The following is a 15,144-nucleotide window of genomic DNA, read 5'->3' as shown; positions in this document are numbered from 1 at the left end:
GAAGAGGCCGTCCTGGTCCATTTCGAGGTACACCACAGGGTCAGCGGCGGCGAAGTCCATGAGAACGAAGCTGCCCTTGGCCCCGGCGTGGATGCCCGCGCTGAACGGGACCACCTGAACTGTGATGCCGTCGCCGTTATCCGCCATATCGGCCAGGTGCCCTACTTGTTCACGGCAAACCTCGGGAGTGCCGCGCAGCCGCTCGATGGCGCCCGCGTCGACCACCGCCCACAGGTCCGGCCGGTCCTCACCGGTGAGGATCTCCTGTCGGCGGCGTCGTGCGTCGACTACGCGCAGGATGTCGACCGGGTCTCGGACCAGGTTTCCTGATCGTGCCAAGAGTTCCACGTACCCCGGTGTCTGAAGCAGCCCCGGGATGATCATCGGTTCGTAGGTGCTGATGGCTGTGGCGTCGGATTCCAGGACTGGGAACTCGTCTGGGAAGACATCGCTGTACTTCGTCCACCAACCCTTTTTCCCAGCTTGACGAGTAAGCGCGAACAGGGCCTCTCTGCGCTGAGTGTCGGTCACCTCGTAGACGTCGAGCAAGGCCCGCACCTCGACCACGCTGGGGCGAAGCCGGACTCCGGTCTCGATGTTCGAGACCTTGCCGACGCTCCATTCGGTTGCGGCTGCCGCGTCGTCCAGGGTCATACCCGCTGCGATGCGGTAGCGGCGAAGCTCCTCCGAGAGCCGTCGCCTGCGGACGCTTGGACGTGATGGGTCAGGCATGGGCTCTCTCCCGGGGGTGGTGTCTCTCAGGATGTTACGGCCGGTCGTCGTTTCGGGCATCCGGTTACAGACAGGATGAAATCCTCACTCCCTGTAAATCCTAAATTCTGAATCTGTTGAAACCCTGAGGATTTCATGGTTTTCTGAGCTTACTCACTTCCGTGCTGGGCTTCACCCTCAGCCCTTGAGCTCCAGGAGCCGCGCCATGTCGCGTTACCTGAACCTGTCCGAGCCGGTGCGCGTGCGTCACCGCGCCGCCGAACTGATCGAACTCCGTAGCCCCCGCAAGGCCGGTCGGGTGCGTATCTACGCCTCGTCGCCCCGAACCTCTTCCGGCGGGCACCAGCCGCGTTCCCCTCGGCCGCCGCTGATTCCGGCTCCCCGGCGGCCGCTGGAAGTCGTCCCCCTGGAGCTCCTCCACGCCGTACTCGCCGGGCTCCACCGGCTGGAGGTGGCCCTCTGATGCTCGACGCGCACACCGGAAACCTGCTCGCCACCATCGAAGACGCGTTGCGCCCGCCGGCGCACCTGACCCCCGGTCAGCTCGGGGACTGGTACTCCCACACCCTGCGCAACCGACTCCCGCTCATCGGCGACGCGCTGCGCATCGCCCACCAAGAGGGCGACACCGAGCTGGCCACGCAGCTGATCGACCAGGCCATCGCTGACCATCCCACGCCTGACCGTGCGGATATGGCCAGGCCCAAGATGCTCCTCCCGCCTTCAGCGCAACGGCGCTCGACCGATGAAGAGCTGCCCATCCCCGAACGGGTCCTGTGCGCCCTGCTCTACCGGCACTGGGACATGACCATCGAAGGCCGGCCGCCCCACGAGAAATACGTGGCCCGTCGCCCGTTGGCCTGGGCGGGGGAGGGCGATCGCTTCGAGAGCATCACCGCTCCCACCCGTACCGAACTCCTGCGTCGGCTCGCACGCCGCCACCTGGGCACCACTCGGGTCGACCCCGAGCCGCCGGACGCCGCCTGAGGACCCCATGAAAAAGCTCTGGCGGGTGCACGAACACCCCCAGAGCAGGCCGACAACCAATCCCGGATTCAACGAAAGAGAGTTGCCGACATGGCCATTGTGCCGCACGACCAAGCCCCGCGTCATAGCTTCGCCACATCCCCGGACCCCTTCCGCGAGAGGCCGGGCACACCGCCGGCGGCGGACCACCGGGTCCGCTCCGTACTGGCCGCGCCTCGGGGACAGCGGTTCTCCCGACCGGGCGCCTCCCGTCCGACCACCCCGCGCCTGGGCCCTTTCGAACCGGTGAACACCCCGCCGGAAACGCACCAGGCCCGACGGGAGCGGTTGCTGCGACAGATGCGGGGCAACCCCCGAGTCGCCTACATGCTCGAACACGGCGAGCTTCCGCACTGGATGATCGTGGCGCGTGAACGGCGGGAACAGGCCGAGAGGGAAGCCCGAGAGAACCGGGCGGCGAGGGCCGCCGACGAAGCGTTCCTCGCCGACCTCCCCGGCATGGTCCCCGCCAAGGCCCAGGGCCGGCACCGGGCCCCACGCCGGAAGCGAAACCTGTCCACCCTGGCGTTCGGCGTGGCCCTGCACTCGGGGTTGGCGGTCCTGGCGGTGGTGGGTCAGGTGGTCGCCATCGCGGGCGGGTTCCCGTTCTGACCAGCGGCGCTGGCGCCGGGACCGGGCTGCTCCGCCCGAGCCGTGCACCCTCGCCGGCCTGGCCGCCGATCACATGGAAGGCACGGAAGTCTCGGCGTGATCGGTGAAGCGGTTCCGGTAGGAGGTGGGCGTGGTCGCGTAGCGCGCGATGAAGTTCTGCCGGAAGGTGATGGGACTGGCGAACCCGCACGCGGCGGCGACCTGGGCGATGGGCCGGTCGGTCGTCTCCAAGAGTCGGCGGGCCTCGTCGAGCCGACGGCTGAGAACCCACCGAGCCGGACTCACCCCCGTCGTCTGCCGGAAACGGCGCGAGAAGTTGCGCGGACTCATGCTCGCGCGCCCGGCCAGAGCCTCCACCGTCAAGGACCGGTCCAAGTGCTCCAGCGCCCACGCCATCGTCTCGCCGACGGCCCCGTCCTCGGCGTCGTCCAGGACCGGCCGATCGATGTACTGGGCCTGGTCGCCCTCCCGGTGCGGCGCGATCACCAGGTGTCGGGCGATGGTGGCGGCGACCTCGGACCCGAGTCGGGCGCGGACGATGTGCAGACAGGCGTCCAGCGCGGAAGCGGTACCCGCCGAGGTGAGCACGTCTCCGTGGTCCAGGTACAGCGCGTTCGGACTCACCTGGACGGCGGGATGCCGTACGGCCAGCTCTTCCGCCGCCGTCCAGTGGGTCGCGGCGGTGCGTCCGTCGAGGATCCCACTGGCGACCACCGGAAAGGACCCCAGGCACAGTCCGGCGATCCCCGCTCCCCGCGCGTGCGCGGCGCGGATCAGAGCGGTCGTCTCGGGGTCGGGCTCTGGGAGGTGGATCGGCCAGGAGGGAAAGACGAGCAGGTCGGCGCGTTCGGCGACGGATCGATCGTGCAGGTCGCCCATGGTGACGCCCTCGTCGGTGCGAACGGGGCGCCCGTCCTCGCTCCACACCTGCAAGCTCCAGCCCGAGTCCGGGTAGCGGCGGGACAGCTCACCGAACACGAGCAGTGGCGCGGCGAGGTGGAACGTGGTGATCCCGTCGAAGGCGCGAACGGCGATTCGCATGTGTTGTCCTGATTTCATCGAAGATGTGCATATCTGCCACTCACGCTACCCGGTCATGCTCGGAGAGGATCGGAACCGATGGCGTCGTCCGCCTCGACCCGACCCGAACCCGAAGGAGAGCACCATGTCCGCTCCGCGCCGCGCCCTCGTCCTCGTCGACGTCCAGCAGGAGTACTTCGATGGGCCGCTGAACATCGAGTACCCGCCCCGAGAGGAGTCCCTCGCCCGGATCCTCCAGAGCCTGGACGTCGCCGAGCGGGCCCAGACGCCGGTGGTCGTCGTCCAGCACGAGTACCCCGCCGGTGCGCCGGCTTTCGTCGCCGGGACCCCCGGTTACGAACTCCAGCCCGACGTGAAGGCCCGCACCGGCAACGCGGCCAAGCACGTCACCAAGAGCCTCGCCAGCGTCTTCGCCGGCACCGATCTGACGGACTGGCTGCGCGCGAACGAGATCGACACGGTCACCCTGGTCGGCTACATGACCAACAACTGCGTCCTGGGCAGCGCGGCCGACGCCGAACGTCTCGGGTTCGCGATCGAGGTCCTCTCCGACGCGACCGGCGCCATCCACATGGCCAACGAGGCCGGTAGCGTCAACGCCCGACAGGTGCACGAGACCCTCATGGTCCTGCTGCACTCGAACTGGGCGGCGGTCGCCGACACCGGGGCGTGGGCCGAGGCCGTCTCCGGTGGGCGGGAGCTTCCCAAGAGCGACCTGGTCACCACCGCCGCCAAGGGCCGTGCCGACCACTGATCCACGCCACCACGTACGGGGGCGGGCTCGGCCCGCCCCCTTCGGTTCGGGTCAAGGCGTTTCATCGCGTATGGCGGAGGCCGCCTCGCGAAGTGAGCCGGTGACCAGCTCGTGGAGTTCGGTGGTCTCCCACGGGGTGAGGGCGAACACCGACCGACCCAGCCACGTGGGGTCCTCGACTCGTACGACGCCGACGCCCGCGGGTACCGAGGGCGCGAGCACCTCCGGCAGGAGACAGATCCCGAGCCCGGCGGAGACCAGGCCGAGACGGGCGGTCCAACTGCGGGCCCGGACTCGGACGACGGGGTCCGCGAGTGTCGGCCAGGCGCCGAAGCGCGGTTCGTCGCGAGATCCCCGCCCGACGATCCACGGCTCGTTCGCGATCTCCGCCAGGGGAACGCGGGCCGTGCCGTGGAGGCGGTGCCCGGTCGGTACGCCCACGCACAGTTCGCCGGTTTCCAACGGGGTGGTCCGCAGGCCCGCCAAGGCAGCCTGAGGCAGACCCTGTCCCATGGCGACGACCGCGACGTCGAGGCGTCCGGCGCAGACCTGTTGAACGAGGGCCGGGGACGATGCCTCGGCCAACGTGAAGGCCACCCTCGGATGGTGTTCCGTCAGACGGGCCAAGGCTCGTGGGAGCAGGGCGGCGTTCGCGGCCGGGAAGCCTCCCACCCGTACCCGCAGCTCCTGGTCGGAGGCCGGTTCGTCGATGCTCTGTTCGAGGTGTTCGAGTCGGGTGAGGGTTTCGGTGGCGAACCGTGCGACCACGGTGCCCGCGCGGGTCAGGGACACACCGCGAGGGTGGCGGACGAAGAGCGGTTTGCCCACGGCGGCCTCCGCCGCGGCCACCTGGCGTGAGACCGCCGGTTGGGAGTACCCGAGGACCCGGGCGGCCTCGCTCAGGGACTTGTGCGTGGCCACGGCGCGTACGACGCGCAGTGAGCTCATCGAGATGTCGGGCATCGCCCCAGCCTAGCCATGCGGAAAGGTTATGCCTATCGGACGAGAGTTGCATATTCGTTAGGGACTAGGCCCGTGGCGGGGAGGTGTTGGAACCATCGACGGTAGAAACACCAGGGACAGGAAGGCCCGCCATGAGTGAATTCATCTCGCCCGACGACACCAGGTACGACGACCGCTCTCGGGCGTTGATCCGCATCGGTCGCGAGGCCATCGCGGTGGCCGACGACGACAAACTCGACCGGTACTTCGCCGAGGACTTCGTCTTCCACGGTCCGGACGGCGACATGGGGTACCCGGAGCTCAAGTCGTTCTTCGCGGCGATGCGGGGCGCCTTCGAGGGGTTCGCCTGTGAGCGCAGGGAACTCGTCGCCGAAGGCGCGTTCATCGCCGCACGCACGTCGATGTCGGGCGTGTTCACCGCCCGCTTCGACGCTTCGCCGATCGGACCCATCGAGCCGACCGGGAAGCCGATGCGGCTCGAACTGATCAACTTCTTCCGCTACGACGAGGACGGACTGCTGGCCGAGGAATGGGTCCAGTACGACAACCTCGGCTTCCTGCGCCGGCTCGGTGCCGATCCCTCCTGATCAGTGCTCGCCCACGTCCACGGCCCGGCTCACCGCCGCACTGATCCCCCGTGCCCAGGGAAGGCCGTGGCCGGGCAGGACGAGGGTCGCGTCCGTGGCGACCAGGGCGTCCAGGGACGCCAGCGCCTGGTGGGTGTCCTTGGTGGCCGCGGACGCCACGATCTGGGGTCCCGAACGACCGGTGTAGGGATCGAGCGTGACCAGGGCGTCGCCGCTGATGACGGTGCCGCGATCCGGAAGGTGCAGCGAGCAGTGACCGTCGGTGTGACCGGGGGTGTGGATGGGCACCGGCCGCCCGGGTACCGGCAGGGCGGTGCCGGTCGTCATCGGCTCGACCCGTTCCACCCCTCGCACGTTCAGGGCTCCCGCCAGGCTCATCCGCGCCAACACCGGCAGGGACCGGGGATGGGTGAGGGGGTAGAGAAAGCGATTCCGCTGGGGCGTGTACCGGTACGGGTGGGCGGCCAGACGTTCGTCCCGGGTGTGGACGAACACGGGCACCCGCAACTCTCGGCGCACCCGGTCGGCGAACCCCACGTGGTCGAAGTGGCCGTGGGTGAGGACCAGGGCGCGCACGTCCTTCGGTGTGCGGCCGCACTGTTCCAGGGCCCGCAGGACCATGGGCCACATGGAGGGAAGACCCGCGTCGACGAGGGTGACCCCGTCGTCGTCCTCCACGAGGTAGACGTTGACGTGTGCGTGGGAGACGACGTGGACGCCGTCGGTGACCATACCGATCTTCACGGGTGACCTCCTCAGCTCCGGGCCTGCTCGACTACCCGGTGCCGCACGCGTACAGTCGCGCCCCCGTCGTTTTTCTCGGGGCGCGGTCACCGTGCCCGAACGGGTCAGGCCACCAGGCCCTGACGGTAGGCGTAGACGACCGCCTGCACACGATCACGAAGGTTCAACTTGGTGAGGATGCGCGACACGAAGGTCTTCACCGTCTCCTGGCTCAGGGTGAGCGCCGAGGCGACCTCCCGATTGGACAGACCCTCCGCGATCAGGCGCAGCACCTCCAGCTCGCGGGGGGTCAACGGGGTGTCCTCCTGATCCCGATCGACCGGTCGGACCCGGGCGGCGTACGTGCCCACGAGCCGCCGGGTCACCTCGGGGTCCAGCAGCGCCGCGCCGGTGGACACGGTCCGGATCCCGTGCAGCAGTTGGGCCGGCGGCGCTTCCTTGAGCAGGAACCCGCTGGCCCCCGCGCGCAACGCTTCGTACACGTACTCGTCCAGGTTGAACGTGGTCACCACGAGTACCTTGGTCGGCTCGGCCACCCCGACTCCGGCCAACAGACGCGTGGCCTCGATGCCGTCGAGCACCGGCATGCGCACGTCCATCACGACCACGTCTGGCCGCAGCCGGGCACAGAGGTCGACCGCCTCCTTGCCGTTACCGCACTCGGCGACCACCTCCATGTCCGGCTGTGCGTCGATGACGGTGGTCAACCCGGTGCGGATCAGCATTTGGTCGTCGCAGACCAGGACCCGAATGGTCTCGCTCACGAGCGGCCTCCCACGGGCACGCGAGCCTCCACGGCGAATCCACCGTCGGTGCGTTCGCCCGCGCTGAAGTCGCCGCCCAGCACCTCGACGCGTTCGCGCAGGCCGGTCAGGCCCCGCCCGGCGCCACCCGTGGACGCGATCGGCGTACCGGCCCCGTCGGTGTCGACCCGCACCGTGATCTCCTTCTGTCCGTGGCGCACCCGAACCGAGGTGGGGGTGCCGTGGGCGTACTTGAGCGCGTTGGTCAGGGCTTCCTGAACGACCCTGAAGGCCACGAAGTCGGCGCTGCCCGACGACTCCGCGGGGGTGCCCTCCTCGGTGAACTCCACCGGCTGGCCCGCACCGCGGGTGTGCTCCACGAGTTCCGAGAGCCCGCCGGTGTGCGGCGCGCGGCTCTCGTCGGTGCCGTGGTCGGGGTCGATCAGTTCGAGCAGGCGCCGCAGGTCGGAGGTGGCTCGACGGCCGGTGTCGGTGACCGAGGAGAGAGCCTGGTCGAGACGGTCGGGCGCGGCCGTCAGGTACCGGGCCGCCTCCGTCTGCACCACCATGGCCGTCACGTGGTGGGTGACCACGTCGTGGAGTTCGCGGGCGATGCGGGCCCGCTCGGCGGCCAAGGCGTCCTGGGCGAGCCGGCGGCGGCGCTCGGCCTCGGCGATCCGGGTGGAGCGCACCCACGAACCGATGCCCCAAACCAGGGCCACCGCCAGGTAGAACACCACGAACTCGCTCACCGGCTCTCCGGTGCCGATCCGGTACAGCACGACCGCCAGGGGCACGTACGCCAGGGAGAACAACAACGCGGTGAGGCGCCGCTGTCGCTCCAGGTGCACCCCCGCGCTCAGCACGGCGATGGCCAGGCCGGTGCCGGCGACCGTGTGGTAGCCGAGGAGCTGGTCGACCGCGAAGCCGACCGCGATCAGAGCCAGGCAGAGCGTGGGCCACCGTCGACGAAGGGCGAGGGGGAAGCTCTGTAGGGCGATCACCACGACGGCGATGGCGTCGAAGGGTCGGTCCGGCACCCCGCCGACCTGCGTGCCGTAGTTGAAGAACATCGGCATGAACGAGGGGACGAAGAGCAGGAGGACCAGGGGGAGGTCCCGGAGGGTGACGTCGAGCCGGCGCCACAGCTCGGGGACGCGCAGAAGAGCGCTCATTCGGCGAGTGTAGCGGCGGCCACGCGATCGGAACGACGCATGGGCACCAGGTTCCGGCGCCGACGGGCGACCCACAGGTACACCACCGTCGCGAGCACGAGGAAGACCAGCGAGTACAGGCTCGCCTCCGGCCCGAAGTCGCCGCCGGTGACGAGTAGTGGCCCCGAGGTGGTGGCGTCCAGCAGGCCCGCGGGGGTGCCGTTGCCCGAGACCTCGGTGCTGAAGATCGCCGAGGCCGCGAAGTTCCAGCCGAAGTGGATGCCGATGGGCAGCCAAAGGCTACGGGTGGCCACGTACGCGACGGCGAGCAGGCCACCGGCCCCGACCGTGATGATGGCGATGCCCAGCAGGCTCGCGTTCGGGTTGGGCAGGTGCCACAGGCCGAACAACACCGAGGACGCCACCACCGCGATCCAGGTTCCGGCGCCCCTCTCGATGAACCGGAACAGGACGCCGCGGAACAGCACCTCCTCGGTTACCGCGGCGGCGGCCATGAAACCGAACAAGCCCACCGCGCCGGTCGGCGACCCCATGCCGTCGACCGTGTAGTGGCCCAGGAAGGCGATGTTGACGATGACGCACGCGAACAGCAGGACACCGACCAGTGTGCCCCCGCCGAGGCCCGCGAAGACGCCCTCGCGGGTCAGATCCGTGGCGGGCCGCCGTTCGGTCAAGCGGACCACCCACCGGTAGACGACCAGTGTGATCAGCGCGGTCAGCAGGCCCAGCCCGAGGGTGAACCATGGGTTCCCCTCGACCAGCATGACGACCTGACCACTGACGACACCGACCACCACGACGGCCAGGAGCTGTAGGAACAGCTTCATGATCTTCCCCTTCACCGAGTCCACGGACGGATCACCGCGGCTGTGGGGAAAACGCTACGGATTCGGGCCCTGGGGGTCGTCACCACGTGGTGGACACTCGCGTGTGGCTCTCATGGGGGACAGGGGAACGCCGGGGCGTCGATACCCGCTGATTCTCGACCGAACCTAGGATTCGTGCATGCACGTGACCCGCCCCGACGACCCTGCCCCCGGCGCTCGACCGTCGAGGGTCCTCCTGGTCGAGGACGAACCCAACATCCTGGAGTTGCTCACCTCCTCACTGGAGCTGAGCGGGTTCGCCACACGCGGTGCGCCCGACGCCGAGTCGGCGCTGGTCGGTCTGGCCGACTTCGACCCCGACATCGCCGTGGTGGACGTGTCCCTGCCCGGACGCAGCGGGCTGGAGCTGGTCGAGGACCTCAGGGGGACCTGCCCCGGGCTTGCGGTGCTGTTCCTGACCGCGCGCGACACCGTCGAGGACCGTCTGGCCGGACTGCGCGCCGGCGCCGACGACTACGTCACCAAACCCTTCAGCCTGGAAGAGGTGGTGCTGCGACTGCGGGCGATCCTGCGCCGGTCGGGCGCGGCCGAGAAGACCCACGTCCTGAGCTACGCGGACCTGGAACTGGACGATGAGGCCCACGAGGTTCGACGCGGGGGCGTGCCGGTCCCGCTGTCGCCGACGGAGTACGCGCTGTTGCGCTACCTGCTCCTCAACGCCGGCCGGGTGGTCGGCAAGACACAGATCCTGGACCAGGTCTGGGGTGGTCACACCGACGACACCCGGGTGGTCGAGCTGTACATCAGCTACCTGCGGCGCAAACTCGACGACAACGACGACGCCCGCCTCATCCACACCGTGCGCGGGGTGGGCTACAGCCTGCGGTCGCCGCATCGGGGGCGGACCCGATGACGCGGGGTCGGCTTCGTCCCACCGGTCTGAAGGCGCGTCTGATCCTGACGGTGCTGTGCCTGACCACAGTCGGCCTGATCGCCTTCGGTACGGCGGCGAGCCTGTTGCTGCACCGTTCCCTGGTGGAGGAGGTCGACCACCGGCTCATGGAGCTCTCTCGGGGACCCGTTCCGGGGCCGCCACCTCCGCAGGAGACCGAGCGCACGCCGCCCCTGCCCACCGACCTGCGCCGGATCGTCCTCGACACCGACGGCGAGGTGGTGAGCAGTCTGGGACAGACCGAGAACGACCCGGGCGGCCCCGACCTGGACGACACCGGCGCCCAGACACTCCGGGGACGGGCCGGCGAACCGTTCGACCTCCCCGACAGCGCGGGGGAGGGGAGCTGGCGGGTCCTGGCCACCGAACACCGGGACGGGACGCTGGACGTGCTCGCCCAGTCGCTGGACGCGGTGGACGGAACCCTGAGCAGGCTCGTCCTCATCGAATGCGCCGTGGGGGCCGTGCTCTTGGTGGTGCTCGGGGTCGGTGCCGTGGCGATCGTCCACGGGCAGCTACGGCCACTGCGCCGGATCGAGGGCACGGCCCAGGAGATCGCTGCCGGCGACTTCCAACGGCGGGTCCCCGAGGGCGATACCTCCACCGAGACCGGACGCATGGCGGTCGCCTTGAACACCATGCTGGAGCAGCTCTCCCGGGCGTTGCACGAACGCGACCGTTCGGTCGCGACCACCAAGAGGTTCGTCGCCGACGCCTCCCACGAACTGCGCACTCCGTTGTCCTCCATCCGAGGCTTCGCGGAGCTGTACCGGCAGGGACGGGAACGGGGAGTGGTGGCGCAGGACGCGCGCACCGAACGTTGGATGTCCCGGATAGAGGGGGAGGCGATGCGGATGAGTCGCATGGTCGACGACCTGCTCACTCTGTCCCGGTTCGACGAGGAGCCCGTGCTCGACCGGTCGGACGTGGACCTGACCGAACTGGCCGACCACGTCGTGCGGGCCGCCAGGGTGCGCGACCCGGAGCGGTCGATCGACCTGTGTGCCCCGCCGGCGGTGTCCGTGCCGGGGGATCGGGCCCGGCTCACCCAGGTCGTGGAGAATCTCCTGGACAACGCGCTCACCCATACTCCCGATGGCACGCACGTCCGGGTCGAGGTGACCCGAACGAAGGAGGCGGGCGGGACCGCCGTCCTGAGCGTGAGCGACGAGGGACCGGGCATCCCGGAGGAGGAACTGCCGCACATCTTCGGCCGCTTCTACCAGGTGGGCGGGACGGGTCATCGCCACGGCTCGGGGCTGGGCCTGGCCATCAGCACCTCGTTCGTGGCCGCCCACGGTGGTCGGCTGACGGTGGAATCAGGTCAGGGGCAGGGGACCACCTTCCGTGTCGTCCTGCCCCTGAACTGAGGTAGAGCCGGGTCGCTATTCCTCCTCCGGGGGAGTCCCACCCTCCTCGGGAGCCCCGCCGCCCGGGAAGAGGCCGACGTCCTCCGAAGGTTCGGCGCTGATCGCCTCCACCTGCTCGGCGAGGGTCTCACCGGCGGCGCGGGCGCCCTCGTCCCCGGCGGCCTCGGCCCGACCGACGACCTCCGACAGGATCTGGTCGGCGGTGCCGTCCTCCACCAGGTTCTGGTAGAGATCGGCGTAGGCCCGCTCGTACAGTTCTTGGAAGTCCTCGTTCTCCATGAACCGTTCCTTGAGCGCCCCGCTTCCGCGACCCATTTCGGACATGCCCTCGGGCATCTCGCCATCCTCGAAGTCGGGGAAGCCCTCGGGCGTCTCACCGTCTTCGCCTCCGGGCATCCGCGGCATGCCCTCCGGCATCTCACCGTCCTGACCTGCGCCGGGCATCCGTGGTGCCCCACCGGGCGCCCGACCACCCTCCGGCGCCTGGTCGCCCTCGGCCGACCGGTCGTCGCCGGTGGCCTGGTCGCCTTCGGCGTTCTCGGTGCCCTCGGCGCCCTCCTGACCCGGCATCCCGCCGCCCATGCCGGAGAAGGAGAGGTTCAGGTCCCAGGACAAGACCGTGAATCGTTCCTCGTCGATGTCGTACCAGAGGTAGTAGTTGTTCCCTGGTCCGTCCATGGCGTCCCCGTTGGACATCAGGTTCTGCAGGGCGAGGTAACGGGCGAACGACTCCACGTCCACGTAGTCGTCGAGATCGCGGGCGAACTCCTCGTCGTCGGACTCCTCGACGAACTCCAGCAGGTTCATGATCGGCTCCAGGTCCTGGGAACCCTCCGCGTTGAGCTGGTCGAAGGACTCCTCGTAGTCGGTGGGGTCCCCGCCCAGGTAGTCGAAGGAGCCACTCGCGCGGCCCTTGTACAGCACACCATCGCCGAGGGTGCCGGCCCACGCGGCGTCCGGTGAGTCGAGCAGCAGCCTGGGCACGGCCTCGCCGCCGTTGACGCTGAACGACGTGAACGTGTAGTCCTGCGTGGTCTGACCGTCCGCGGCGGTCAGCTCCAACGCGAGCGCCTCGTTGAGGGCGGTGTCGGTGCCGCCCGCGGCCGGGCGCAGAGTGATCTCGGTGTGGCCCTGGTAGGCGCGGCCCGAGGAGAACTCGTCGAAGCTGATCAGCCACGGGAGATTCTCGGGCTCGTCCTCGGACAGGGTGACCATGCCGAGGCCGTCCCCTCCGCCCCCTCCGGGCCCGCCGCCTTGACCGTCGCCCTCCTGTCGCCCTTCGGTACCTTCCTCGGCCCCGGGCGGGGCGGGGAAGGCGCCCTCCTCGCCCTCCTCCCCGTTCGGCATCCCGGGCATCTCGGGCATCTCGGGCATCCCGCCGTCACCGCTCAGTGAGGACAGGGTGGAGTTGCCCTTCAACCGCAGCCCCACGTCGTTGATCGTGGTGCCGTCGATGGTGATGTCGGCGCTGACGTACTCCTTCTCGCCCTCCTCCCTGAAGGTCCGCATCATGTCGGCGTACTCGTCCTCGTCGAAGGTCACCTCGATCTCGTGGTCGCCTCCGTCGAACAGGTCCCCTTCGCCGGTGACGTCGTTGGTGATCTCGTCGTCCGAGGCGAGCTCGGAGGTGATGAAGGGGCGCACGCGGGCCTCACCGAAGACCAGGACCAAGGCCAGGAGTCCCACCACGATCACGGCCGGCAGCTTCCAGTTCTGACGCAGCCGTACCGGCAAGCGGTGGCGCAGGCGGGTCCCCCCGGTGCGGTGCGTACCGCTTCCGTCGTCGTTGTGTTCGCGCATGGTCACAGGTCCGTCTGGTCGTATCCGGTCAGCACGGTCGCCTTCTGCCCGGCGTTGATCATCCGCAGCCGCTCGATGAGCTCACCGGGCTTGACGCCCTTCTTCAGCCGGGCGGTGTAGGCCGACTCCAACAGCGCGCCACCGCGGACGGTCTCGGTGCTGATCAGCTCGTACTCGTCGGTGTGATGGATGAGCACGTCGTCGATCAGGTGCCCGTAGTCCTCACCGTCGGTGGGGACCTGCACCTTGACGACCTGACGCTGCACGTTGAGCGCGAACCAGTTGAAGCGGTTCATCAGCAGGATCACGGCGCAGATGACCACGGTCGCGATGATCGCCAAGCTGTAGAAGCGGGTACCGCAGGCCATGCCGATGCCCATCACCAGGAAGATGAACCCGACGTCGCGGGTCTCCTTGATGGCGTTACGGAAACGCACCACGGAGAGGGCGCCCACCAGGGCGAAGGCGCGGGCGATGTTGGATCCCACGATCAGCATGATCAGGGAGATGAGCATGCCCAGGATCACGAGGGTGTGGACGTAGCTCTGGCTGTAGCTGATGTTGCGGTGCGTCGTGCGGTAGGTCCAGGCCACCACGAGGCCGGCCAGGAAGGACAGGGTCAGTGCCAGTGCCACGTCCATGACGCTGAACGTGCCGGACAGGTCGGTGAAGCCGAAATCGAGGTTCATCTGGTTCGGGTCTTCCTTGAGGGTGGGTGTGCGGGTCTGTGGACGAAGGACGTCCGGTGCGGGTCGCCGGAAGGCGGTCAGCGCGCCATGGGAGTCGGGTCGTCCACGACACCGTCGAGGACGGGTCGGGTCTCGGCGACCACGTCGTCCACGGGCAGGTGGAAGAGCGAGCGAGGAGCCATCCCGTGGGCCTCGACGCTCTGGCAGTACTTGGAGATGCGCTGGATCTGGAGCCCGTGGCGGGCCGCCATGTCCGTGACCCAGTAAGGGGCGCGCTCGTTGGCCTTGACCTCCATCACAGCGAGGTCGGGGTCGATGATGTAGCGGTTCTCGGTCTCGGCGCGCAGGTCGAAGTCGCGGTCGCGTCCCCTGATCCGGTGGTCCAGGGTCACGCGCAATCCGAGGTCGGCGTCGATTCCCACGTAGGGCTCGCGTCGGTAACCGGTCATGGCGACCGGGCGCAGGTCCAGGCGGATGATGAGGTCGAGGACCTCGTCGACGAACGCCTGGTCGACCCCGGGGTGGTGCACGTGCAGACGCCGGTCGCACAGGTCACGAGCCACGTCGTAGGGGAGGATCACGCGGCGTTTCTGGGTCACCCGGTTCACCCGCTGCTTGATCTCCACCGAGACCGGTGTTTCCTCGGAAGGGTCGACCCCGACCTCGCCGTAACGGCGGATGCGCAGCTTGCGCCGGAACTTCAGCCCCTCGATCTTCTCGTGGTAGAAGCGCAGGCGGTCGGTGTCGTAGTACAGGCTCCACACGCCGTAGCCCCGCGGACCGGCGTTGCCGTCCCTGCCCATGCGCGCCGTGAGCTCGTCCCTGATGTCCGAGGCCTGTCCGGAGGGGACCAGGTACTTGAGCTCATAGCGGTTGAAGGCGTGCAGCCCGCCCGGTGCCCGGAAGCGACTTCCGGGATCGGTGCCGGGGCCCTGGGAATCGTCCTCGTTCACCCGTCGTGCTCGGAACACGTGTCCTCCGTCCCTGTCGTGGTGATGACAGGGAAGACACAACTCGAACACCCTGTGAATTCACGGAGGGTTTCCTGTGAGTTTCCTGTGCGTGGGAGGCGGAATCGCAGGTGGGGCGGGGCTTGTGATCCTTCGTTAGAACAGGGTGTGAAGAGCGG

The 15,144-nt window shown here is 68.9% G+C and carries 17 protein-coding genes; 7 read left to right on the top strand and 10 right to left on the bottom strand.

What is annotated here, in order from left to right; all coding sequences use genetic code 11:
- On the bottom strand, positions 1-732 hold a 732-nt coding region (locus NLI01S_RS19725; RefSeq protein WP_084392731.1), incomplete at its 3' end, for a helix-turn-helix domain-containing protein.
- Between the two features lie 184 nt (positions 733-916).
- Between NLI01S_RS19725 and NLI01S_RS19720 the strand changes: the two genes are divergently transcribed.
- The 3 genes from NLI01S_RS19720 to NLI01S_RS26475 all read left to right on the top strand — a co-directional run bounded on the left by NLI01S_RS19720 (position 917) and on the right by NLI01S_RS26475 (position 2,370).
- Positions 917-1,195: a hypothetical protein gene (locus NLI01S_RS19720; protein WP_223809309.1), complete on the top strand. Its 279-nt coding sequence runs from the start codon at positions 917-919 to the stop codon at positions 1,193-1,195.
- On the top strand, positions 1,195-1,719 hold the full coding sequence (locus NLI01S_RS19715) for a hypothetical protein (RefSeq protein ID WP_067606759.1): 525 nt from the start codon (positions 1,195-1,197) through the stop codon (positions 1,717-1,719). The genes NLI01S_RS19720 and NLI01S_RS19715 overlap by 1 nt, the downstream gene beginning before the upstream one ends.
- Before the next feature lie 90 nt (positions 1,720-1,809).
- Positions 1,810-2,370, top strand: coding sequence for a hypothetical protein (locus NLI01S_RS26475; protein ID WP_223809308.1), 561 nt, complete (start codon positions 1,810-1,812; stop codon positions 2,368-2,370).
- A 69-nt stretch (positions 2,371-2,439) separates the two neighbouring features.
- Here NLI01S_RS26475 and NLI01S_RS19705 read toward each other — a convergent pair whose 3' ends face one another.
- Positions 2,440-3,411: a GlxA family transcriptional regulator gene (locus tag NLI01S_RS19705; RefSeq protein WP_067606758.1), complete on the bottom strand. Its 972-nt coding sequence runs from the start codon at positions 3,409-3,411 to the stop codon at positions 2,440-2,442.
- Positions 3,412-3,535: 124 nt separating this feature from the next.
- Between NLI01S_RS19705 and NLI01S_RS19700 the strand changes: the two genes are divergently transcribed.
- Positions 3,536-4,165, top strand: coding sequence for an isochorismatase family protein (locus NLI01S_RS19700; protein WP_067606756.1), 630 nt, complete (start codon positions 3,536-3,538; stop codon positions 4,163-4,165).
- A gap of 51 nt (positions 4,166-4,216) precedes the next feature.
- Here NLI01S_RS19700 and NLI01S_RS19695 read toward each other — a convergent pair whose 3' ends face one another.
- Positions 4,217-5,128 carry a LysR family transcriptional regulator gene (locus NLI01S_RS19695; protein ID WP_067606753.1) on the bottom strand — a complete coding sequence of 304 codons (912 nt, stop codon included), beginning with the start codon at positions 5,126-5,128 and terminating at the stop codon, positions 4,217-4,219.
- Positions 5,129-5,259: 131 nt separating this feature from the next.
- Here NLI01S_RS19695 and NLI01S_RS19690 point away from each other — a divergent pair, with 131 nt between their 5' ends.
- Entirely contained in the window at positions 5,260-5,715 is a 456-nt protein-coding gene (locus NLI01S_RS19690; RefSeq protein ID WP_067606752.1) for an ester cyclase, read from the top strand.
- On the opposite strand, the gene NLI01S_RS19685 is transcribed toward NLI01S_RS19690, so the two are convergent.
- The 4 genes from NLI01S_RS19685 to NLI01S_RS19670 form a co-directional block, all read right to left on the bottom strand.
- The gene (locus NLI01S_RS19685; protein ID WP_223809307.1) at positions 5,716-6,459 is read right to left on the bottom strand and encodes an MBL fold metallo-hydrolase; all 744 of its coding nucleotides are present in this window, start codon (positions 6,457-6,459) and stop codon (positions 5,716-5,718) included. It lies immediately after the preceding gene.
- 104 nt (positions 6,460-6,563) lie between these two features.
- Positions 6,564-7,223 (bottom strand): response regulator, encoded by a 660-nt coding sequence (locus tag NLI01S_RS19680; protein ID WP_067606750.1) that lies wholly within the window; start codon positions 7,221-7,223, stop codon positions 6,564-6,566.
- Positions 7,220-8,377, bottom strand: coding sequence for a sensor histidine kinase (locus NLI01S_RS19675; RefSeq protein ID WP_067606748.1), 1,158 nt, complete (start codon positions 8,375-8,377; stop codon positions 7,220-7,222). The genes NLI01S_RS19680 and NLI01S_RS19675 overlap by 4 nt, the downstream gene beginning before the upstream one ends.
- A complete protein-coding gene (locus NLI01S_RS19670; protein WP_067606768.1) occupies positions 8,374-9,204 on the bottom strand; it encodes a CPBP family intramembrane glutamic endopeptidase in 831 nt (276 codons plus the stop codon). Before NLI01S_RS19670 ends, NLI01S_RS19675 begins: the two co-directional genes overlap by 4 nt.
- Positions 9,205-9,382: 178 nt before the next feature.
- Between NLI01S_RS19670 and NLI01S_RS19665 the strand changes: the two genes are divergently transcribed.
- Entirely contained in the window at positions 9,383-10,117 is a 735-nt protein-coding gene (locus tag NLI01S_RS19665; RefSeq protein ID WP_067606746.1) for a response regulator transcription factor, read from the top strand.
- Positions 10,114-11,526 (top strand): sensor histidine kinase, encoded by a 1,413-nt coding sequence (locus tag NLI01S_RS19660; protein WP_067606745.1) that lies wholly within the window; start codon positions 10,114-10,116, stop codon positions 11,524-11,526. The genes NLI01S_RS19665 and NLI01S_RS19660 overlap by 4 nt, the downstream gene beginning before the upstream one ends.
- A gap of 15 nt (positions 11,527-11,541) precedes the next feature.
- Here NLI01S_RS19660 and NLI01S_RS19655 read toward each other — a convergent pair whose 3' ends face one another.
- The 3 genes from NLI01S_RS19655 to NLI01S_RS19645 form a co-directional block, all read right to left on the bottom strand.
- The gene (locus NLI01S_RS19655; protein WP_067606743.1) at positions 11,542-13,326 is read right to left on the bottom strand and encodes a CotH kinase family protein; all 1,785 of its coding nucleotides are present in this window, start codon (positions 13,324-13,326) and stop codon (positions 11,542-11,544) included.
- A 2-nt stretch (positions 13,327-13,328) separates the two neighbouring features.
- On the bottom strand, positions 13,329-14,015 hold the full coding sequence (locus NLI01S_RS19650; protein ID WP_067606741.1) for a DUF4956 domain-containing protein: 687 nt from the start codon (positions 14,013-14,015) through the stop codon (positions 13,329-13,331).
- Between the two features lie 77 nt (positions 14,016-14,092).
- Positions 14,093-14,986, bottom strand: a complete 894-nt coding sequence (locus tag NLI01S_RS19645; RefSeq protein ID WP_067606740.1) for a polyphosphate polymerase domain-containing protein — start codon at positions 14,984-14,986, stop codon at positions 14,093-14,095.
- Between the last annotated feature and the right edge of the window lie 158 nt (positions 14,987-15,144).

Source organism: Nocardiopsis listeri NBRC 13360, from assembly GCF_001570765.1.
In the GTDB taxonomy this organism is placed as follows: Bacteria; Actinomycetota; Actinomycetes; order Streptosporangiales; family Streptosporangiaceae; genus Nocardiopsis; species Nocardiopsis listeri.
This window is presented reverse-complemented; position numbering and strand designations above follow the sequence as displayed.

What these genes read in the sequence shown, in the direction of transcription:
- NLI01S_RS19715 (WP_067606759.1), top strand. Translation starts at nt 1,195, where the DNA reads ATGCTCGACGCGCACACCGGAAACCTGCTCGCCACCATCGAAGACGCG.
- NLI01S_RS26475 (WP_223809308.1), top strand. Translation starts at nt 1,810, where the DNA reads ATGGCCATTGTGCCGCACGACCAAGCCCCGCGTCATAGCTTCGCCACA.
- NLI01S_RS19705 (WP_067606758.1), bottom strand. Translation starts at nt 3,411, where the DNA reads ATGCGAATCGCCGTTCGCGCCTTCGACGGGATCACCACGTTCCACCTC.
- NLI01S_RS19700 (WP_067606756.1), top strand. Translation starts at nt 3,536, where the DNA reads ATGTCCGCTCCGCGCCGCGCCCTCGTCCTCGTCGACGTCCAGCAGGAG.
- NLI01S_RS19695 (WP_067606753.1), bottom strand. Translation starts at nt 5,128, where the DNA reads ATGCCCGACATCTCGATGAGCTCACTGCGCGTCGTACGCGCCGTGGCC.
- NLI01S_RS19690 (WP_067606752.1), top strand. Translation starts at nt 5,260, where the DNA reads ATGAGTGAATTCATCTCGCCCGACGACACCAGGTACGACGACCGCTCT.
- NLI01S_RS19675 (WP_067606748.1), bottom strand. Translation starts at nt 8,377, where the DNA reads ATGAGCGCTCTTCTGCGCGTCCCCGAGCTGTGGCGCCGGCTCGACGTC.
- NLI01S_RS19670 (WP_067606768.1), bottom strand. Translation starts at nt 9,204, where the DNA reads ATGAAGCTGTTCCTACAGCTCCTGGCCGTCGTGGTGGTCGGTGTCGTC.
- NLI01S_RS19665 (WP_067606746.1), top strand. Translation starts at nt 9,383, where the DNA reads ATGCACGTGACCCGCCCCGACGACCCTGCCCCCGGCGCTCGACCGTCG.
- NLI01S_RS19660 (WP_067606745.1), top strand. Translation starts at nt 10,114, where the DNA reads ATGACGCGGGGTCGGCTTCGTCCCACCGGTCTGAAGGCGCGTCTGATC.
- NLI01S_RS19655 (WP_067606743.1), bottom strand. Translation starts at nt 13,326, where the DNA reads ATGCGCGAACACAACGACGACGGAAGCGGTACGCACCGCACCGGGGGG.
- NLI01S_RS19650 (WP_067606741.1), bottom strand. Translation starts at nt 14,015, where the DNA reads ATGAACCTCGATTTCGGCTTCACCGACCTGTCCGGCACGTTCAGCGTC.